21 protein-coding genes are annotated in these 21,636 nt (G+C 38.5%); 4 read left to right on the plus strand and 17 right to left on the minus strand.

Features of this window, described 5'->3' with window-relative positions:
- Positions 1-8: 8 nt before the first annotated feature.
- The 4 genes from AC13CS_RS07810 to AC13CS_RS07825 all read left to right on the plus strand — a co-directional run bounded on the left by AC13CS_RS07810 (position 9) and on the right by AC13CS_RS07825 (position 4,015).
- Entirely contained in the window at positions 9-446 is a 438-nt protein-coding gene (locus tag AC13CS_RS07810) for a putative quinol monooxygenase (protein ID WP_293164705.1), read from the plus strand.
- A 250-nt stretch (positions 447-696) separates the two neighbouring features.
- On the plus strand, positions 697-1,677 hold the full coding sequence (locus AC13CS_RS07815; protein ID WP_293164702.1) for an aldo/keto reductase: 981 nt from the start codon (positions 697-699) through the stop codon (positions 1,675-1,677).
- Positions 1,678-1,758: 81 nt separating this feature from the next.
- Complete coding sequence (locus AC13CS_RS07820) at positions 1,759-2,142, plus strand: helix-turn-helix domain-containing protein (RefSeq protein ID WP_293164699.1); 384 nt, start codon at positions 1,759-1,761, stop codon at positions 2,140-2,142.
- A 586-nt stretch (positions 2,143-2,728) separates the two neighbouring features.
- Complete coding sequence (locus tag AC13CS_RS07825; RefSeq protein ID WP_293164696.1) at positions 2,729-4,015, plus strand: site-specific integrase; 1,287 nt, start codon at positions 2,729-2,731, stop codon at positions 4,013-4,015.
- Between the two features lie 26 nt (positions 4,016-4,041).
- Here the strand turns inward: AC13CS_RS07825 and AC13CS_RS07830 are convergent, their stop codons facing one another.
- The 17 genes from AC13CS_RS07830 to AC13CS_RS07910 are packed head-to-tail and all read right to left on the minus strand — an operon-like array spanning position 4,042 to position 21,633.
- Positions 4,042-5,256, minus strand: coding sequence for an MFS transporter (locus tag AC13CS_RS07830; RefSeq protein WP_127137422.1), 1,215 nt, complete (start codon positions 5,254-5,256; stop codon positions 4,042-4,044).
- Positions 5,257-7,359, minus strand: coding sequence for a copper-translocating P-type ATPase (locus tag AC13CS_RS07835; RefSeq protein ID WP_127137421.1), 2,103 nt, complete (start codon positions 7,357-7,359; stop codon positions 5,257-5,259).
- 18 nt (positions 7,360-7,377) lie between these two features.
- Positions 7,378-7,671 carry a hypothetical protein gene (locus tag AC13CS_RS07840; protein WP_009778877.1) on the minus strand — a complete coding sequence of 98 codons (294 nt, stop codon included), beginning with the start codon at positions 7,669-7,671 and terminating at the stop codon, positions 7,378-7,380.
- 6 nt (positions 7,672-7,677) lie between these two features.
- On the minus strand, positions 7,678-8,322 hold the full coding sequence (locus AC13CS_RS07845) for a hypothetical protein (RefSeq protein WP_127137420.1): 645 nt from the start codon (positions 8,320-8,322) through the stop codon (positions 7,678-7,680).
- The gene (locus AC13CS_RS07850; RefSeq protein WP_008616396.1) at positions 8,319-9,212 is read right to left on the minus strand and encodes a ribose-phosphate pyrophosphokinase; all 894 of its coding nucleotides are present in this window, start codon (positions 9,210-9,212) and stop codon (positions 8,319-8,321) included. Before AC13CS_RS07850 ends, AC13CS_RS07845 begins: the two co-directional genes overlap by 4 nt.
- Before the next feature lie 10 nt (positions 9,213-9,222).
- The gene (locus AC13CS_RS07855; RefSeq protein ID WP_008616398.1) at positions 9,223-10,725 is read right to left on the minus strand and encodes a thymidine phosphorylase family protein; all 1,503 of its coding nucleotides are present in this window, start codon (positions 10,723-10,725) and stop codon (positions 9,223-9,225) included.
- Between the two features lie 28 nt (positions 10,726-10,753).
- Positions 10,754-12,130: an MBL fold metallo-hydrolase RNA specificity domain-containing protein gene (locus AC13CS_RS07860; RefSeq protein ID WP_127137419.1), complete on the minus strand. Its 1,377-nt coding sequence runs from the start codon at positions 12,128-12,130 to the stop codon at positions 10,754-10,756.
- A 14-nt stretch (positions 12,131-12,144) separates the two neighbouring features.
- On the minus strand, positions 12,145-12,399 hold the full coding sequence (locus tag AC13CS_RS07865) for a hypothetical protein (protein ID WP_009778882.1): 255 nt from the start codon (positions 12,397-12,399) through the stop codon (positions 12,145-12,147).
- 38 nt (positions 12,400-12,437) lie between these two features.
- Complete coding sequence (locus AC13CS_RS07870; protein WP_127137418.1) at positions 12,438-13,280, minus strand: ATP cone domain-containing protein; 843 nt, start codon at positions 13,278-13,280, stop codon at positions 12,438-12,440.
- Positions 13,277-14,113 carry a universal stress protein gene (locus AC13CS_RS07875; protein WP_117159490.1) on the minus strand — a complete coding sequence of 279 codons (837 nt, stop codon included), beginning with the start codon at positions 14,111-14,113 and terminating at the stop codon, positions 13,277-13,279. The genes AC13CS_RS07870 and AC13CS_RS07875 overlap by 4 nt, the downstream gene beginning before the upstream one ends.
- A gap of 22 nt (positions 14,114-14,135) precedes the next feature.
- Entirely contained in the window at positions 14,136-14,909 is a 774-nt protein-coding gene (locus AC13CS_RS07880) for an SDR family oxidoreductase (RefSeq protein ID WP_293164660.1), read from the minus strand.
- Between the two features lie 42 nt (positions 14,910-14,951).
- Positions 14,952-15,941, minus strand: coding sequence for a 2-hydroxyacid dehydrogenase (locus AC13CS_RS07885; protein WP_009778886.1), 990 nt, complete (start codon positions 15,939-15,941; stop codon positions 14,952-14,954).
- Between the two features lie 10 nt (positions 15,942-15,951).
- The gene (locus tag AC13CS_RS07890) at positions 15,952-17,220 is read right to left on the minus strand and encodes an MgtC/SapB family protein (RefSeq protein WP_127137417.1); all 1,269 of its coding nucleotides are present in this window, start codon (positions 17,218-17,220) and stop codon (positions 15,952-15,954) included.
- A 3-nt stretch (positions 17,221-17,223) separates the two neighbouring features.
- Positions 17,224-18,195 (minus strand): ATP-dependent 6-phosphofructokinase, encoded by a 972-nt coding sequence (locus tag AC13CS_RS07895; protein ID WP_127137416.1) that lies wholly within the window; start codon positions 18,193-18,195, stop codon positions 17,224-17,226.
- 2 nt (positions 18,196-18,197) lie between these two features.
- The gene (locus tag AC13CS_RS07900; protein ID WP_220114877.1) at positions 18,198-19,538 is read right to left on the minus strand and encodes a dicarboxylate/amino acid:cation symporter; all 1,341 of its coding nucleotides are present in this window, start codon (positions 19,536-19,538) and stop codon (positions 18,198-18,200) included.
- Positions 19,539-19,546: 8 nt separating this feature from the next.
- Positions 19,547-20,608, minus strand: a complete 1,062-nt coding sequence (locus AC13CS_RS07905) for a class I fructose-bisphosphate aldolase (protein WP_127137414.1) — start codon at positions 20,606-20,608, stop codon at positions 19,547-19,549.
- A gap of 11 nt (positions 20,609-20,619) precedes the next feature.
- The gene (locus AC13CS_RS07910; RefSeq protein WP_127137413.1) at positions 20,620-21,633 is read right to left on the minus strand and encodes a type II glyceraldehyde-3-phosphate dehydrogenase; all 1,014 of its coding nucleotides are present in this window, start codon (positions 21,631-21,633) and stop codon (positions 20,620-20,622) included.
- Between the last annotated feature and the right edge of the window lie 3 nt (positions 21,634-21,636).

Raw genomic sequence — 21,636 nt, forward strand, 5'->3', positions numbered from 1 at the left:
GGAAAGTATTGAAAAGCATAGGTAATTATATAGGCTGGGTGTTTTTTTTAGTGGTTATGGTGAATTATGGTCATGCACAAAAAATAAACAGTGATAAACCAAAGTCCCAAGCAGGCCAGATGTTGGTGCGAATTGCGGAAATAGAAATTTATCCAGAATATACCGAAGCATATATTGCCCTATTGAAAGAGGAATCGGAGGCATCCGTACGTTTGGAACCTGGCGTTATTTGCATCTACCCTATGCAAGAAAAGGAAAACCCTTCCCAAATCAGATTGTTGGAAATATATGCCGATAACGACGCTTATCAATCCCATCTGCAGACACCGCATTTCAAATATTATAAATCCTCCACCCTTCAGATGGTCAAATCATTACAGCTTATAGACATGAACAGTCTTGATTTGGAAACCATGCCCAAACTTTTTTTGAAAATGAAACCGTAGGACTAAGGCAATTTTTTCAAAACATTTTTCCGGCAACAACCTACTTCAACAACTAATACAATACTGGTTTCCAAAACCATGTTTCCAAATGATTGTACACCTATTGAATTCATAAACTGACTTTCATTTTGCTTTTTGCAAAGGTACCTTACTTATTGTCCTATATGGATAAGTAAAATTGGTAGCAATACCAGTAATTTGTGTACTGATGCAATGTATAATGTCTACTACTTTTGCATAAAAGGCAAAGATGGATTACAGGGTTTTAGGTAATGATTTGACCGTTTCTTCAATAGGGTATGGCTGTATGGGCCTGAGTTTTGGTTATGGTCCGGCCACCGATAAAAATTATGGCATTCGATTGATCAGGGAAGCGTACGAGCAAGGAGTGACCTTTTTTGATACTGCGGAAGTCTACGGTCCGTTTGACAACGAAAAGTTGGTGGGCGAGGCTTTGGAGCCTATAAGGGACAATGTTGTGATAGCCACTAAATTCGGCTTTAAGGACGGGGACTCAAAAAAGGAACAGGACAGTCGCCCAGAAACCATCAGGAAAGTGGCCGAAGCCTCTTTAAAAAGATTGCGTACGGATGTCATTGATCTGTTCTATCAGCACCGGGTGGACCCCCAGGTGCCCATGGAGGATGTTGCGGGAACGGTAAAAGACCTTATCAAAGAAGGAAAGGTGAAGCATTTTGGCCTTTCTGAGGCAGGAGTGGAATCCATACGCAGGGCGTATGCTGAACAGCCTGTAACGGCATTGCAAAGCGAATATTCCCTATGGTGGAGGGAGCCTGAAAAGGAAATTTTCCCTTTGTTGGAAGAATTGGGCATTGGTTTCGTGCCCTTCAGTCCCTTGGGAAAGGGTTTTTTGACCGGTAAGATCGATGCTGATACAACATTCTCTGAAAACGATTTTAGGAACATCGTTCCCAGATTCACGGAGGAAAATAGAAAGGCCAACCAAAAGCTGGTTGATCTTTTAGGGGAAATCGCATTGGAGAAGGGAGGTACCCCTGCACAGATTGCGCTGGCCTGGATATGGGCTCAGAGACCATATTTAGTTCCGATTCCGGGAACGACAAAATCACATCGACTGAAAGAGAATATCGGTGCTGTTGATATCCATTTGACACCAGCAGATTTGCTTAAAATGGAGGAAGCCTTAGCGGGTATCGAAATCAAAGGAGATCGTTATCCAAAAAAATTACAGCAACGCGTTGGGAACTGATCGGTATGACGGTTATGGTTGAAGTTGTTACCCCTAATTTTAAAGGGTCTTACGGAATTTTTCAAATACAATTGTTTTTCTATGTCGGTTAAAGGAAAGAAGGAAGCATCCGATAAGATTTACACCGGATTTATGGAACTCATGGAAAGTCAATTTCCGGTTCATGACAAGAACTCCTTGCCCATTCAAAGGAGTCCCTCATATTATGCGGATGCGTTACATGTCCATGTCAACCATTTGAACAAGGTATTGAAAAAACATAGGGGAAAAACCACGACCCAGATCATATCCGAAAAGGTATTCGCAGAGTCCAAGCTATTATTGGAAAATACTTCTTACAGTATAATTGAAATCTCAATTGTATTGGGTTTTTCCGAACCCTCACATTTTAGCTACTTTTTTAAAAAAAGGGCAGGATTAAGTCCTGTACCATATCGGGAAAATAAAACCAAAAGGGATAATTAGTTTTAGAGCTTGGGGATATTAAGCTAAGAACCGATGCAGATTTGGTTTTTCCGTTAATGCTCCAATGCGGATGGGATGGATAAATAGAACGATTTATAACAGTTAAAAACAAACATCCAATGCTTACATATATTTCCAGTTTGAGTAGTTTTTGATATAGAAATAATTGATTGTTTATGACTCAATTATGAAAATAGATAGTTCAAATTTTATCACTATTTTTATCTTTGATTAAACACATCAAAATTGTGTTCAAAAGTTGTTTTTTGCTTTCCGTGTTTTTAACGGGAATGCTCTTAAGATTAAGATGTTAAAGCATTGATATTTAAATACTTATAAATTGGATGTGGTTTCTGCCACCCCGACAGAAATGGTTTTTTTAGCAACAAATTAAACCATAAATTATTGAAAACCAGAAAATTAATTTTTTCTGGTTTTTTTTGTGCCCATCTGAAACCAGGGAGAAAGGTGTCCTATAGGGTGTCCTATTTTAATCGGAATGGATTTCGTATATTGACGTTCATGATTCGATATTTCGTGTGATTTGACTTTCGCTTAACGGATTGTTCCACTAAAAGCGAAACACATGGAAACCTCTAAAACATTCAGTATCAGATTTTGGCTCAAGAAAACGGCCAAAAGGAAAAACGGGCTTGTTCCCATCTATGCCCGGATCAAGGTCGATGGGATTCCCTCGGACCTCAGTATCAAGCGCACCACTTTGGAAGATCATTGGTGTCCTAAATCAAATAGATTGAACCCAAGGGTAAAGGGGGCCAATGGTATCAACAAGTACCTTGATGATGTCTATGCCAAACTTTTGGACTGCCATAGGCAACTGTATTCCGAAGGTATGGTAATCACCTCCAACGCCATTAAACTGCGTTATCTCGGAGAGGATAGGACATTAAGGACTCTTGAAGATATTATCAAGTACCACCGTGACAAGGAAATGCCAAAACTTGAACCCGGCACTTCTAAGAATTATGGGGCAACGGAAACCTACCTAAAACGGTTCGTAAAGAAAAAGTTCAACTCACAGGACATCAGGCTGTCCTTCATCGATTATACCTTCGTTGTTGAATTTGAGAATTTCCTTAGAAATTGTACTCCGATCAATAAGGCTCAGCCACTGACCAACAATGGTATCATGAAGCACATGGAGCGGTTCAAGAAATTGGTGGGCATAGCCTTTAAGTTCAGGTGCATCCCCCAAAACCCCTTCAACCAGTACAACATGAAGTTTGAGGATTACGACAGTGATTTTCTGGAAGAGGCCGAAATTCAACGCTTGGCTTCTGTTGGAATCAGGGATAGCGGCAAGGGCATTGTAAAGGATATTTTTCTTTTTGCATGTTATACAGGTCTCAGCTATATTGAGGTCAAGCTCCTCAAACGGGGCGATATTGTAACGGGTATCGATGGGGAGGAGTGGATCAATGTCAAACGGAAAAAGACCAAGACCCCGGTGAGGGTTCCACTTCTATCCCAGGCCAAGGGGATATTGGATAAGTATTCGGATTTTCCCGATGTCAAAAATGGGCATACCCTTTTACCGGTCTATTCCAATCAAAAAGTAAACAAATACCTAAAGATTATTGCAAGCAATGCCGGAATCAAAAAGCACCTGACCTTTCATGTGGCCAGACACACTTTTGCGACCACTATTACCCTGATGAACAATGTCCCCTTGGAAACGGTATCCAAGCTATTGGGGCATACCAAACTTTCGACGACCCAAAAGTATGCAAGGGTAGTGGAGAAGAAGATAAGCAAGGATATGGCCCAGTTAAAATCTGTTCTGGAAACAAACGAAAAGAAAGAAGTTGTAAATGGCGGGCAGCCTTTGGCCAACCTACGGATCGTCAGATAAATTTAATAGCTTATGTGCTTATTTTCTTATGGTGGATTTTTGAAAAAGAATAAAAAACCAATAACAGCCAAGACAATGCTGCCAGCAATTATAAAAGGGTAGTAAAAACCACCTGCGAGTAACCAAGTCCCTAAAACAGGCCCTAGAATTTGACCAACGCTATTAGTAGAGCTCTGAATAGAAATGTTCCTGCCAGTATTTTGCTTTGATATTAATGAGACCGCAGAAAGTAAATTTGGGGTTACCATAGCACCTCCAGCAGCGAAAACAACGATTAACACATATACCAAGTATTCATTCTTAAAAAAGGGAAAGACAATTAAGGATAATCCAGATATAAACAACCCTAATGCAATTTGTTTCTTTGTGGATAAAAACTTCTCTCCGTAAGTAGCGAACAAAGGTTGTAAAACAGCCATTATTGAACCACATAGCATAAAACCAATACCTATTTGGTTACTGTTAAATCCTAATTCATCTTTCCCATATATTGAAAAGACAGTTTCAAACAGCGTTACTACAAATTGGATGACAAACGACAGACCCAGTAATACGACAAAATATTTGGTAAATGTGAATCGCAAGCTCGCTTTTTGTGTTGTGAACGTATGTACGCGAGTGGTGTTTTTTAACCATTTTGCTACTACAAATAAGACTATAAGTCCTAGAAGAGCGGCAAACAAAAAGGGTACTGAAAATCGGTCTAAATGCAGCAGACCTATCGTATATTTTAAATGAAGGTCAGTTTGAGACAGAAAGCCACCAATGACAGGGCCAAAAATAACACCAGAGCTAATGGCAACACCCGACCAACCCATTATTTTTGTTCTTCGTTTTTCAGAAGTAATGTCGCTCAAATATGCGTTGCTAACTGGAATAACTGATGACGTGAAAATACCACCAAAGATGCGAGCAACATATAGCATCGTCAATGATGTAGCAAGACCGGTAAGTAATTGCATAATTACAAAGCCGATTAGCCCAACAATGATAATGGGTTTACGGCCGTATTTATCGGATAGCCTGCCCCAGAGTACAACGAAAAGAAGCTGGAAGAGCGGATAAATACTGGTCAAAAAACCAATATGAAAGTTAATCGAATCAGTATCTAGGTTATCTCCTAAAGCTAATCTTTCGGTATAGTAGGGAAGGGTTGGCAATAAAATACCATAACCCAACATCACTACAAATAAACTCAACAGGATTAAAGATATCCTGTTGAGTTTTTCTTTTTTGTCCATTTATTTTTTACCGATTTTTCGCTTTAATAATTGCGCATTAATAGCTACTATAATAGTACTTAAGCTCATAAATACCGCACCAACCGCAGGACCTAAAACAAAACCTGAAGAATATAATACACCGGCTGCTAAAGGAATAGCCACGACATTATATCCTGTAGCCCAAATCAAATTCTGAATCATTTTATTGTAGGTGGCTTTCCCAAAGAGAATTAAATTGGCAATATCCTGTGGATTACTGTTGACCAGAATAATATCGGCAGTTTCAGCTGCTACATCTGTACCTGAGCCTACTGCAATTCCTACATCGGCTTTTGCGAGAGCGGGCGCATCATTAACACCATCACCCGTCATAGCTACAAAATCACCTTTGTTCTGTAACTCTTCTACAATTTCAACTTTTTGATGTGGCAATACCTCGGCGTAGTAACCATCCAATCCAAGTTTTTCACTCACAGCCTTAGCGGTTTTTTCATTATCGCCAGTTGCCATTAGAACTTTAATGTTATTCTTTTTAAATATTTTGATTGCCTCGGCAGATTCCGGTCTTATTTCATCAGCAAGCGCAATGTAACCTGCCAGTTTCCCATCAATTAATACAAACACGACAGTTTCAGCGGCATCACTATAAGCGTCTTTTGGGATGTCTATTTTTTCATCTCTTAAATAGCCAGGACTTACTACCTTAACTTCTTTGCCTTCAACATTTGCCTCTACACCCTTACCTGTAATTGCATTAAAGTTTTCAGGTTTTGGAATGGTTATGTTATCTTCTTTTACTTTTTTAATAATCCCAACAGCTATTGGATGTTCAGAACTTTGTTCCAATGCACTTGAAAGTCTTAAAATTTCCTCTGTTGAATAAGTCTCGTTAACAGACTCGATTCGAGTGACACCAAAATCACCTTTGGTTAGTGTTCCTGTTTTATCAAAAAGCAAAGCTGAAATTTTTCTGGACTCTTCAAACGCAGTTCTATTTCGAATAAGCAATCCATTTTGAGCAGATACTGCCGTAGAAATCGCAACCACCAATGGAATAGCAAGCCCTAATGCGTGTGGACAAGCAATAACCATAACGGTAACCATTCTTTCTAAAGCATAGACAAACGGAAAGCCTAAAATCAACCATACTGCTAATGTTCCAAAACCAATAGCCAAAGCGATATAGGTTAACCATTTTGCAGCCCTATCTGAAAGGTTTTGCATCTTGGATTTGGTTTTTTGTGCTTCTTCAACCATTTTGATAACCTTGTTGAGATAGCTATCCTTTCCAGTATGTTCAACTTTTACTTTTAAGGTACTATTGCCATTTACCGAACCACCAATAACCTTATCGTTTTCATCTTTTTTTACAGGTTTAGATTCACCTGTGAGCATAGATTCATTTAGGTAACTGGAACCGTCTACTATTATTCCGTCAGCCGGAACTTTTTCACCTGGTTTTACCAAAATCACATCATCCTTCAGTAAATCTTCGAGAGGGATGTCTTCTATGGTGTCGCCTTTTACCCTATGCGCTTCTGCAGGCATCATACTCACCAACAACTGTAAGGCTTTTGACGCACCTAACACACTTTTCATTTCTATCCAATGGCCAAGCAACATTATGGATATAAGTGTTGATAGTTCCCAGAAAAAGTCTTCACCTCTTAAACCAAAAACGGTAGCAGTACTATAAAAATATGCTACAGAAATTGCCATAGAAATCAAAGTCATCATTCCTGGTGCACCTTTTTTGACTTCAGACCAAAACCCTTTTAAAAATGGCCAACCACCATAAAAATATACAACAGTGGAAAGTGCAAAAAGGATATATGGATTTCCTGGAAGTAAAAATTCATAACCAAAAAATTCCTGAATCATTGGCGAGAAAAACAATATGGGAATGGTAAGCACAAGTGTTACCCAAAACCGTTTTCTAAAGTCTGCAATCATCATTTTATGATGGTCGTGACCCATTTGACCGTGTCCCGGATTGTGACCTGAATGGTCTCCATCTCCATGATTCATTTTAGAATGGTCTGCTTTTTTTTGTTTTTTCTTAGAGTGGTCCATTTTTGAATGGTCCATTTCTTCGTGATTGTGGTGTTCGTGATTTTCCATTATTGTCTTGTTTAAGTGTTATCGTAATTTTTTTCTCATTGCTTCCGATATGTTTTCGGCATAGACGCCATAAGCATCTACTAAAAGACCTTTAAGCTCTTTTTTGGAAGATATTGCATATAAAATGCTGTTATCATCGGTACTGCTCATTCCTTCAAAGCGATATATTTTATCCACTTTAAAATCTTCTGGTCGAATCTCAATTTTCAGGGAAGCACATTCCAGACATTCAGGTTTTAAGTTGAAATCATAAGGGTATTCGTTTGTCTGCAAATCGTTAATAGCTTCTGAAAGGGTGTTATAATTTTTCATTTATTTTTATTTATAAGTCATTGTAAAATAACTGTTGTCTTCTTCGGTAAATTTTTGAAAGGTCAATAGACCTTGTGCATTTAATTTCTCGTTAACAGTATAATTGAGTTGCTTAATGCGAATTCCCAAGGCATAGGCCTTAATGTTAATTTTTGAATTAATATTATTTTCGCTATTATTAAATTTTCGGTCGTAAATTTTTATGGTACTTTTTGAGCCAAAAAAATTCAACAAGCCCGAATCAAAACTCATTTCTAATTCTATATCTTCAAGATTGTCCAAATCATAGAGGTCTTTAAATTTTTTAGAGGTGGTATTAATTTCGGTCTCCTTTGATTTTGGGCTGGAAAACGGGAAAGCCATTACCATTATACTTGCTTCATCAGGCTTGCAACGATAAGTTGTGGTGTATTTATCGGTCGATTTTTTGTCTTCATCGAACAATTCCGTAACCACCTCAATTTCATAGTATCCATTTTTCTTTATTGTTTCACCAGCTTCAAAAGTTTGTTTGTTTAAAAAAGAGCCTTCTTCATCAAAATTTTCTCGAACAACAACTCTACCTGAAATCTGCCCAATAAGCATTTCAGTTTGTCCAGTCATTGTGATGCTGAATAAAGTGATTAGTACTATAAAGCCTTGTTTTTTCATATATGGTGCATTAATTTTTTTACCTCTTTTGCCATAATATCACTTAAATCTATTCCATTTGAAGAGTGTGGGATGGTATTACAAGTCACTATTTTTTCTACTCCGGAATCCAATAAATCTTGATAGGCATTTCCTGAAAAAACGGCGTGAATGCCTACACAAATAGGTGGTTTCATTCCTGCTTTTTTAAGATGTTGTACGGTTTCAATCATTGTTCGGGCTGTGGAAATAATATCATCTACCAAAATGGGTGTAGCATCTTTATATATATCCACATCGGGAACAGAGACTTCTACATCACGGTCACCGTGACGCACCTTTTGTAATACCGTAAATGGTGCTCCTGCATTTTTGGCGACTTCTGATACCCATTGTTCACTTTCAGAATCAGGTCCGATAAGTACCGGGTTTTCGATATTTTCTTTAATCCATTCTGAAATTGCGTCGGCAGCGTGAATCACTTTATTTGGAATTTGATACACTTCTCCCAACGAACTAATTCTGTGCAAGTGAGGGTCAACTGTGGTAATGCTATCGGCGAAACCAGAAATCAATTTTCCGAAGAAACCGGAAGTCACTCCTTCTCCTTCATTAAATACTTTGTCCTGCCGCATATACGCCAAATAGGGTGCTACCAAACAGGTACACATAGCTCCTAATGATTTGGCTGTGTGGCTTAAAAAATATAGTGACAACAGTTTTTCGTCCGGTTCGTGCAAGGTGCATACCAGTACCACACATTTATCTTTAACATCAGACAATATGCGCGTGTATGATTCCCCGTCAGGGAATTTCCTTAATGTGGCTTGACCCACTTCAGCATCCATTTTTGTAGCCATTAGTTCTGTGAGTTCTTCATTTCCGGGAAGACTGAATAATATTGTTTTCATAGTATGTTCTTTAATTTATAGTTATGATGTCGTTATGGTTGTTTTCATATTCCAAGGCATAATTAAGTTCACCTTTGGATTCAGCATATATGGTATAAAGCAGTTGGTTCTCTTCGATTTGTTCTCCCAAATGCACATTTAGAAGAATCCCTGCCGATTTAGATTGTGGTGCTCCAGAAAGCTTGGCCAGTTTTGCAATTTTACGGTTATCAATTCGTTGCAAAACGCCTGACTTTTCAGCTTTAATTTCAATTTTATAAGGTGCTAAAACTGGTTTTGAAAATTGACCTTGCGCCTTACAAATGGCTACGAATTTTTCATATGCTTTTCCAGATTTGAGAATTTTATGTGCGGTTTCCTGTCCCTTTCCTTTTTCTACTTTTCCAGAAAGTTCTAATAGTTCAGTAGCTAAAAGCAATGCTCTTTCTGTTAAGTCTTTAGGTGCATCTTCCTCATTTTTCAAAACTTTTAATATATCTATGGCTTCTAAAGTTGGACCGATACCCCTTCCAACAGGCTGCGTGCCATCCGTAACTACAACTTTTACATTCAACCCAACAGCAGTTCCAACGGTTTCCATATGATTTTTTAGTTTTTCTGCCATTTCGGTACTGCGAACCTTGGCGGTTTCTCCCACGGGAATATCAATGACCACGTGAGTAGAACCAGCTGCTGCCTTTTTAGAGAGTACTGAAGCGATGAGCTGACCTTCGCTATCAATATCCAAGGCTTTTTCAATTTTAATGAGCACATCATCGGCAGGACTTAACTGCGCTGTACCGCCCCAAACAAAACATCCGCCTTCTTTTTCTACTACGGTCTTTATTTCCTCGGAAGAGAGCGTAACATTGGTCAGTACTTCCATTGTATCTGCTGTGCCTGCTGGCGAAGTGATTGCCCGTGAGGATGTTTTTGGCATAGTAAGCCCATACGCGGCAACAATGGCAACTACCAATGGTGTTGTCCTATTGCCAGGCAATCCGCCAATACAATGTTTGTCGACCACGATATCCTTGTTCCAGTTCAGTTGCTTTCCGGAAGCAATCATTGCTTTCGTTAGGTCGGATATTTCATCAATATCCATTCGGTCGCCAGCACAGGCAGTAATAAATGCCGAAAGGTGGATGTTGGAATAATCGCCTTCCACGATATCGGTTATGATGTTGTTATAGGCCTTATAATCCAGTTTTTTGTTATAGATTTTTGCCCTGACGTGGCTTAAGGATTCAATAGGCTCTAAATGGGAAACATATAATGTATCGTTTGGGGAAACATTGAGTTTTTTCGCGGCAGCATCTGATAGTCCGATTTCATTAGGCAACAGAATATCAGAATTCAGGACATTAAGACTTGCTACGATTGATGTATTTGCATTGGATATTCTTATTCGGGTAAGTGCCTCAAACCCTTCTGAAATACAGACGTGGCAATCTTCGCGCATATACACTACATTTTCGTTTTGGGTATAGATTCCGAGATGTTTATATTTTAATATGTTTGAGTGTGTGTCCATATTTTATTGGTTGTTGTGATTTTTCGATTTATTCTATTTCTTCGATGGTGTATAATTGCGGAATTTCTGCATCCCACCCATAGGTTTCCTTGATGCCTTTTTGCAATGCTTCTGCACTCTCTTTTTCACCGTGTACAATGAAAATACGTTCGGGTTTGTTTTTTATCTTATCCATCCAGTCCATAAGTTCTGCGTGGTCTGCGTGTGCCGAAAGCCCTTCAATTTCTACTACTTGCATTTTAAACGGCACCCATTTTCCATATACTTTTAGTTCTTTTTCACCTTCCAATAATTTTCTGCCACGAGTGCCTTCAGCTTGATAGCCTACAAAAAGTAAGGTGTTATTTGGATTTTGTGCCTGTGTTTCAAGATAGTTTAGCATTCTTCCCCCTGTGAGCATTCCGCTTCCTGCAATCACGATTTTTGGTTTGTAATCTGTTCTTAATTCCATTGTTTCACGATAACTGCTAACAACTGTAAAGTGTGAGCACATTTCGTCACATTCGTTGTCTTCCAATCTGTGCCAATCCCGAGTTCTATGAAACAGTTCCAATACGTTGGCACCCATCGGGCTGTCCATAATCATTTGTACTCTGGGGATTTTCTTTTCTTTCAATAATTTCCAAAAGATGAGCATCATTAGCTGGGCACGTTCTACCGAAAAGCTTGGGACAAATAAGCTACCATCTCTGTTGATGGTATCATTTACTAATTTTTCAATATGTGGAAGTGCTTCTATTTCATCGGGATGAAACCTTCCACCATAAGTGGATTCAATGAAAAGCACATCCGCTTTTTTTGGTTTAAGGGGTGGATAGAGCAATAAATCATTGGTTCTACCAATGTCTCCTGAAAAGACAAAACGTTTTCCGTGCACATCCAACTCAATATAGGTTGCACCCAGAATATGTCCGTTGTATTGGAAGCGAGCCCTAATACCATCAAATAACGGAATCCATTGTGATTGTGGAATTCCTTTAAAGTGTGGGATAGTTTTTTCTACATCCTTTAAATCGTATAATGGTTCTGCGGGACTATGTTTGGAATAGCCTTCCTTATTGGCACGTTCGGCTTCTTGCTCCTGTATTTTTGCACTATCATTCAAAATGATTTTTGCAATGTCCAAAGTAGGATTCGTACCATAAATGGGACCATTGAAGCCTTGTTTTACCAATCTGGGTAAATAACCTGTATGGTCCATATGACCGTGGGTAAGCAAAACAGCATCAATATCACCTACATTAACAGGTGGGTACTCCCAGTTTTTAAGGCGTAATTCCTTTAACCCTTGGAAGAGGCCACAGTCTATAAGTATCTTTCTATCTCCTGTATCCACCAAATATTTTGAGCCAGTCACGGTGCCTGCCGCTCCCAAAAAGTGGATGTTTATTTTTTTGTTTTTCATCGTTATAGTATTTATTAATGTCCACCACAACAGGAAGGCGTATTTCCTTTGTCTTGGTTCGATTTGCTCAATTCCGCTATTTCGTTATATAGATTGCGGGAATCCTCTTTTATTACGAGTGCCAACTTCTTTACGGATTTAGGCTCGAAGTGTACCATACCCAATAATATTTCGAGGGCTTCTTCAAGTAGTTTAGAATCATCTTCCAATGCTTGGTAAAATGGCTCTAAATCTATACGGTTCTGTTCTTTCAGTTCTTCTGTTTTCATTTGTCCTATTTATTTAGATTAAAAATTTAAGTAGTGCTCTAATGAATTCCACATAATTCTCTTGAATCTTCGAGAACCTTTTTGTGTCTTGATTTTGGCACTCCTACTTGTTCTAAAATTTTTGGGGTTTCGTGAAGCTCTTTACAGAGTACGATGCCTTCATCTAATAATTTTGTTTTTTCAGCTTTAGTAAGTGTTGTTAAAGCGGTTAAGGGATGTAGCCCAGATTTATCTATTCTGTCCTTGAGACCATTTCCTCTTGGATAATCCCAACTGCTTAAAAGCATTCCAACACATTTCCCGTACTGAATGGCATCGGTTGTGAAACGCGTATTGGTGTACACAGCTCCTTTATGAAGTTTAGCCTCGTGACCTTTTTGGTGTTCCCATTGCTTTTCTACGTCCAAAAACCGTGAATGGATATATAATGGGATTTTTACATTACAAAATCTGCCTTGGTCGCTATGGTATTTGCATTCAATCATATAGTGTTTGTTTTCTTTTTGGGCGATAACATCAACTTCGTGCTGTACACAATTACCTTGAACAATAACTCCCACATTTGTGCTAAAGCCTTCCATCTCTAAAATCTTACCAACAAATTTTTCAAAAGGAAATCCTGATGGCCCTAATTCCATTATCGCTTTTTTTAGCTTGTATTTTGAGGCACTTACACGAGATTTACGCTTAAGCATTTTAAATGCCATCTGATAGATTTTTTTTGTGGTAATTCCATCATAGAGTTGACCTTCGACTTGTTCAACTATTTGCTGAATTAATTCTTCGCTCGCTTGTGAACGCCTTAAGGAATTGATAAGCTTATCTACATCAAAGGCTACCACATCACCTGAATACTTTACTATGTTGATTGGATTTTTCATTTTTTAATATGTATGGTCATTACAGGTAGAGAAGAATGGTTTGTAACACCTTCGGCAATACTTTTTGAAAATAGGCTCAAAAATCCCGTTTTTCCGTGGGTGCTCATTGCAATTAAATCTGCGGGCTGATGTTTTAAAAATGTATTGATGCCTGCCTCTACGGAAGACTCATTATGGACGCTCATTGAGAAGTTCTTCAGATTGGGGAATTTTTCAAGAAATTCCTTTACAGGATTTAAGCCAAGCTCTATGCTATTAAAGTCAGTTTCTGTGTTTACTCGTAACAAATGGATTTTAGCATCGCATTTTTTGGCTATTGACAAGATTTCTTGAAATGGATGCGTGACATCCTCTTCAAAAGAAGAAACAAATAGAATGTCCTTGAAGGGAAACGTTACATCCTCTTCTTTGACAACGATAATGGGTGCATTGGCTTTTCGAACTATTTTTTCAACATTACTACCCGTAATTTCTCTAATGACACCTTTGGTTCCACTGCTGCCGGTAACGATGAAATCGTGATGGAAATGACCAGAATGTTCTAAAATATCTTTCTGTCCCGAATCAAATTGAAGAAAAGTTCGACATTTAAGACCTTCGTGCTCAGCCTTTTTTTCCAGTTCCCGCAATTTTGATTTAACGACTCCAATTTCCTTTAAAGTTTCGGGATACCTTTTTTCTTTTTGTTTATCCAGTTTTACCCAATCAACAGGGGTAGTCATTTGATGTAAAAAGTGTATCTCTGCATCGTATAGTTTGGCTATTTCGATACCAAGATTTGCTGCTTTAGTGCAGTTTTTCGAGAAATCGGTAGGTACGAGTATGTTTTTCATAATTTTAGTTTTATTGTTTTTCTTATTGGGCGGTATTGCCACCATCGATAACCAGTTCGGAACCGGTCATAAATTTGGATTCATCAGAGGCCAGATATACAACTCCGTACCCTATATCGTCAGGTTCTCCCAAATGACCAATTGGATGTAAACTTTCCAATTGTTTTTTGCCTTCTTCTACGTCACCTTGAGCCTTGAGAAAATTCTCTACCATTGGGGTCCAGATATAAGCAGGATGGATAGAATTGATACGGATGCCATAGCCTTGTTTAGCACAATGTAGGGCGGCAGATTTAGTGAAAATGGTAACACCGCCTTTACTTGCGTTATACGCAGGTAAATTGGGGTCACCGATAAGTCCTTCAATGGAAGAGAAGTTAATGATGGAACCACCTTCATCTGTTTTCCTCATACCTTTTATACCATATTTGGTGCCTAAAAAAGTGCCATTTAGGTTTATATCTATAAGGTTTTTCCAATCTTCAAGGGTTACATCTTCAACTGTTCCTCCGAGCCCTATTCCAGCAGAATTTGCTAAAATGTGTAATTTCCCATAAGTTTCAAGGGTAGTTTCAATAACGTTTTTCCATTCATCTTCTTTGGCAACATCTTGTTTAATGAATATGGCCTCACCACCGTCTTCTTTTATTTGTTGAACTACTTTTTTACCACCTTCTTCGTCTATATCGGACACGACTATTTTTGCTCCTTCTCGTGCCAATAGTTTAGCACTTGATTTTCCCAAACCAGATGCTCCTCCTGTGACAATGGCTACTTTATTTTTTACTCGTTTCATAATTTTAAGATTTAAGTGTTACTACTATTTTTTGCTTCTTAATCAAGAAACTTCGTTTCCTGAAACTTTGCCTTTTTCAAAACAATCCAGATTATATATTGTGGTTTCAGCAATATTTGTCAATGCAGTTTCGGTTAAAAAGGCCTGATGACTGGTAATTAAAACATTATTAAAAGTCATTAAGCGTGCAATGACATCGTCTTGCAAAATGTCATCGGAATGGTCTTCAAAGAACAATCCTTCTTCTTCCTCATACACATCTATTCCGAAATACCCAATTTTTTTAGTTTTCAATCCTTCGATAACAGCTTTGGTATCGACCAATCCACCACGACTTGTATTGATAAGCATTACGCCTTGCTTCATTAATGAAATATGTTTTGCATCAATCAAGTGTTTCGTTGAAGACGTTAGTGGTACGTGTAAGCTTATGATATCGGACTGCTTACAAATAGTTTCACAATTGGTATAGATTACATTGTAAAACTTGATTAAATTTTCATCCTCAATGACATCCTGAACAAGTATTTTACAACCAAAACCGTGTAGTATTTTTACCAATACAGACCCAATTTTTCCAGTCCCGATAACGCCGACGGTTTTTCCATTGAGGTCGAAACCGGTAAGACCGTTCAATGAGAAATTCTGGTCACGAACCCTGTTGTGTGCTTTAATCAATTTTCGGTTTAATGCAAGTATGAGCGCCATTGTATGCTCTGCAATGGCATAAGGGGAATAGGCTGGAACACGTGCCACCTTCATATCCAGTTCAGCTGCTTTTGCTAAATCCACGTGATTGAATCCTGCTGAACGCAGAGCAATATATTTTATGCCAAAAGCATTGAATTTTTCAAGAATGTGTGCCGAGGCATCATCGCCCGTAAATAGACTTACTGCTTTAGAACCCGTTGCGAGAATAGCAGTTTCTTGAGTTAAACGACTCTCAAGCAGCTTTAATTGATGCTTGCCATCATTCGCTTTTACGAGATACGGCTCTTCAAACTTATGCGTGCTGAATACTGTTGTTTTCATTTCACTTTTTTTAATTTCCTAACTGTATTAAAATATATACTAACCCTACGATGACAACAGTTCCAAAAATTAGCATCACGAGTTTCCCGGTCTTTTTAGAACCTTTGAAATAGGTAATACCAAGTTTTACAATCATATTGCTTATGGTTGCTGTTATAATGACATTGGTGGCCAGCGTGAGTTTTTCTTCCAATGACCCAAATTTTGCCATACTAATAGTTATTGCATCCGTATCTGCCAATCCTGCAATTAGGGCTGAATAGTATAAACCGCTTTCGCCAAAAAATTGATTTCCATAAAAAACTGCAAACAGGATGACCACATAAATACCACCAAACCCAAGGGCGTTCCAAATATTGAGCGGATTACCCAGATTGATAGCTGTTTTTGTGACATCTGTATTCTTTTTGATGAATAAGAGTGCGCTTATCAAGCAGATAAGGGTAAGAATAGTAAATGGAATGACTAAATTTAAAAGTATGGCACTATTGAAAATATAGGCCAGAATCGCAAGTCTGGGAAACATAATTGCGGAAGCTATAATGATACCCGCAGCATATTCTTTTGAAAGTTCTGGCGATTCCTTACTTCGCGAAGCATATATCCAAGCTACTGCGGTACTTGAAATCAATCCGCCTAAAATAGCAGTGAGCAGAATACCACGTTTAGAACCTACATATTTTACAAGAAAGTAACCAATGAAATTCAGAAATGACACTATCACTATTATCGCTCCAATCTCAAAAGGGTTAAGTAATCCCTCTGGACCATAATCTTGATTTGGTAAGAAAGGCAAAATAAGAAGCGCAATAATTGAAAACTTAATAAAAGCAAAGAGCTCTTCAGAAGTAATATTCTTAATGAATGTATTAAAGGTCGTTTTCAATGATAACAGCGTAACCACGACTACTGCGGTCGCAACTGCTTCCTTATGCAAATGATTGGCAACCATAACACCCAAAATTAGCGTAGCGAACAAGGCCATATTGGTGGTAATACCAGTCATAATATGCTTTTGTACTATGGAAAGATGACTCAAAGACAGAAACAAAAGAAATGCTGCCGCAATGATAATGACCAACCAAGGTGTATAGGTTGGGGAAAGATTTCCCAATATAAAACCAATAATGGCAACAATTGGGAAGGTTCTTATACCTGCAAAGCCTTGTTCTTCCTTCAATTTATCATATTCACGTTCCAGCCCAAGAATAAGGCCAATGCCCAGACTGATGAGCAATCCAAGGATGAAAGGGTTGATATTTTTAAAGGCTTCTATCATTTCTTACTTTCCAAATAATTCTAAAAGTTCATACAATTCATTATCTACTTGATGTTGCTTGACCACCACTTCAAAAGGGGTTAGATGCAATTGATTATTTAAGACTCCTACCATTACATTTTTTTTACCTTGTAAAAGTGTTTTCACAGCCGCCACTCCAAGTCTAATGCCCAACATTCTATCCAAAGCAGAAGAATTTCCACCACGCTGTACGTGCCCAAGTTTTGTAATTCGTAAATCGACATTGGGGTTGACTTCCTTTATTTTTGAAGAAACAAGTTCGGCACCAATTTCGTCACCTTCAGAAACTACGATTAGAAAAGCATCCTCGCTATCGTAATTTTTCACCTTACCCAAAAGGTTAATAAAGTCCGTACCGCTCTCCGGAATTAATATGGCGTCCGCACCAACCATCAATCCAGAATGAATACCGATGTAACCCGAATCCCTTCCCATTACTTCAACAATGAACACACGGTTATGGGATTCGGCAGTATCCCTTATTTTATCAATATTTTCAATGGCTGTGTTAACTGCGGAATCAAAACCAAGGGTGTAATCCGTACCCGAAATATCGTTATCAATAGTTCCGGGAATCCCTATGAATGGGATATCGCATATCTCTGAAAAAGCAAGTAATCCTTTAAATGTACCATCACCACCAATGGCAATTAAAGCGTCTATTTTGTTTACATTTAGAGTTTGCAAGGCTTTTTTTCGACCTTCCAGTTCGAGAAAACGTTTGCTTCGGGCTGTCTTAAGGATAGTGCCACCCTTTTGGGTCAGTTTTTGTAATTCGTGTGATTTTAATTGAACCAAGTCACCGTCTATCAATCCTTCATATCCTTTTCGAAAGCCGCTTACGTTTATACCATTTACTTCAGCCGTTTTTGTAATGGCGTACAAGGCTGCATTCATCCCTGGACTATCACCTCCAGAGGTAAATACACCTATATGTTTTATAGTACTATCCATAGTTATAAAGCTTCTTTTTTAAGAATTTCAGTATTTTTTATACCATACAACCTATTAAAAACCATACAAGCTGTAAGGTCACCCGTTACGTTTACAGCAGTCCTGAACATTCCCAACAATCTTTCTACACCAATGATAATGATGATGCCTTCGGCTGGAATACCGACACTTCCCAAAACAGAAGCGAGTATCACCACACCACCTCCGGGAATGGCAGGTGTGCCGATTGAAGCAGCAACGATAGTTACAATGACCACAATAATATTGAGCAAACTCATTTCCAGTCCATAGGCTTGGGCTATAAAAAGGGTTGTTATCGTTTGATAGAGTGCAGTACCATCCATATTGACGGTTGCGCCAATGGGAATGATAAAATTGCTAATGGTCTTGTCCACCTTTAGTTTTTCTTCGGCTGTTTGAAGAGAAAGTGGCATCACAGCGGCAGAGCTTGTGGTTGAAAAAGCCAATAGCTGAACATCCCTTATTTTTTTCAGGAAATGCATAGGGTTTGATTTTCCAAGAAGCACAATTAGCCCTAAATAGAAAATCACTAAGAATAACAGACCGAGCAAGACGACACCCACATAGTAGGTGAGGCCAGATAGAGAACTCAAACCAACGCTAGAGGTGAGCTGCGCCATAAGTCCGAAAACAGCAATAGGCACTAGAAGCATTGACCATTTTACTACTGTCATACAGACTTCCTGAATGGCACTTAGAAGCAGCTTCACTGGGCGCAGTAAGGCATTTTCAAGTGATAGCACAGCTACACCAATAATGATTGTGAAAATTACAATGCTTAACATTTCACCACTTACCATAGATGCCAACGGGTTTTCGGGAAGTAAGTTTGAGATGGCATCAGGAATCGTTTCAATTCCGAAGGAAAGCTCTGGATTTTCCGTTGGAACAGCTGTAATTTCATTATGTTCAGCTAGAGCCTGTTGATGTAAAAAGCGACCAGGTCTAAAAAGTTGAGATAGTATGACACCCAAACTTACCGAAACTATCGTAGTACCTAGAAAATATAACAAAACCCCACCACCTAATTTTTTTAGATTGTCCTTATCATTACTTGCTATTCCAGTAATGATGGAAGCCACAATCAACGGAATCATAATCATTTGAACCAGTTTCAGAAACAGGACACCAGGCAATGCCAGCCAATTCCCCGCGATATCTGCTGTTTCTTTAGAAATCCATCCATTTTGTGGGCTCAATAGCAGACCAAATCCAACACCTAAAAACAAGGCAATGATTACTTTAAGCCATAGACGGCTTTCTACCAGTTTAAGGAGGTAGTGGTTAAGTGATTTTAATGATTTTATCTCTGTGTCAAACATTCTGTTGATTATGCTATATTAATTTTATTATCCAGATACACTTCCTGAACGGATTGTAATACTCTTACGCCTTCGCTAAAGGGTTTTTGAAATGCTTTTCTTCCCATTATCAGCCCAGAACCACCAGCCCTTTTATTGATAACGGCAGTTGTTACAGCTTCGGACAAATCTGATTTGCCTTTGGAACCACCACCTGAATTAATCAGCCCTATTTTACCCATATAGCAATTGGCTACTTGCAACCTGCAAAGGTCAATAGGGTGGTCTGTGGTAAGGGTTTTATACATTTCATCATCATATTTTCCAAATCCTATCTCTTTGAAACCAAAATTATTGGTAGGTAATTTTTGTTTGATGATGTCTGCCTGTATCGTTACTCCAATATGATTGGCTTGTCCGGTTACATCGGCCGATGCGTGATAATCTTCTTTATCGGTTTTAAAAGCTTCATTTCGTGTATAGCACCATAAAATGGTAGCCATACCAAGATTATGAGCTTCTTCAAAAGCCTCTGCTATTTCTTTGAGTTGTCTGTTACTTTCCGCTGAACCAAAATAAATCGTAGCTCCTACGGCAATTGCTCCCATATCCCAAGCGGTTTTTACCTTACCAAAGAGTGTTTGGTCATATTTGTTCGGGTAGGTAAGCAGTTCATTGTGGTTAATCTTAACGATAAAAGGGATTTTATGGGCATATTTTCGGGCATTCAAACCCAAAACCCCAAACGTGGAAGCCACCCCATTACAACCGGCCTCAAGGGCGAGTTTTATAATGTTCTCTGGGTCGAAATAATCTGGGTTTTTATAGAATGAAAAGGCCGCGCTATGCTCAATACCTTGGTCAACAGGAAGGATACTTAAATAACCAGTTCCTGCCAGATTTCCGTGATTGTATAATTGGGAAAGGCTACGAAGTACCTGTGAATTTCTGTTGCTATTGCCAAACACCTTGTCTATACTATTTGTGCTTGGTGTTTGTAACTCATCTTTTGTTATTTTTTCACAAACGTGTTCTAAATAGAAGTCTGCTTTTTCTCCTAAAAGTTCTACTATATTCTTGTCTGTTTTCATCTTGATAGTATTTAATGGATTCCTAAACTTTCATTTGTTTTGGCTATGGATTTTGTACCATCTGTTTCAATTCCAGTTAATGCCCTAATAGCATCAATTGTTTCCGGGATTACAATAGCTTGATTATCGACTATATAAGCATAGAAAAGTTCGTCGCCATCTACTTTCAGCATATCTTCCCAAAGAGCAACTTCATACATATCGCCCCAAGGTCTTCCCATATCCAGAAACATTTCCTTAATGGTGTTGTTAGAAACCAAGCCTTGGTCATACCGAATTAGTTTAATACGACTTGAAGTTTTGAAAGCATTTAGCACTTCTTCCTTTGTCGCCTGCTTTTTCAATTTCACATTCCAGTAGTGCATATGGCTCAATGTTTCGGGTACTTTTACCGCTGCGGTGATGACATCCAATTCTGGGTCAACACTTTTAGCATCTGGACCTTGATGGCTTGGGATATCTTTTTCGGGAACCATCGTATTCATAATACCACCTAAATGACTTTCCCAAGGGTCTGTAGCTCTTCTTAAAAGTGTACCTCTGGCATAATCCAATAAATCGGCTCTTTTTAAAGCGGTCAAGGTTCTTAAAATAGACGTAGTATTACACGAAACTACTCTTGTCGCATTCAAGTTTAGAGCGGATTTGTAATTATTTTCTGCACTAAAGGAATGCCCTGTGGTTTCGTGTTTTTCGCCACCGTGCAAAATAAACTTTATATTCTGTTCTTTATAAATCGCTACATTTTGAGCAGCAATCTTTTTAGGCGTACAGTCCACAACAAGGTCTGATTTCTTTAAAAGTTCCTGCATATTGCCTTTAACAGAAATCCCTTCAGATTTCATATTATCAGCTGCATCTTGAGTTGCTGCGTATATGTTGTAATTCTTTCTTACTGCATTTTGAATACGCCAATCGCTGATGATATCGCAAACACCTGAAAGCTTCATATCGTCTTGTAAGTTGATGGCATCGGCCACTCTTTTTCCAATGACTCCGTAACCTATAACTGCTACATTTTTCATATA

The sequence above is a fragment of the Flagellimonas sp. B-3 genome (assembly GCF_056857835.1).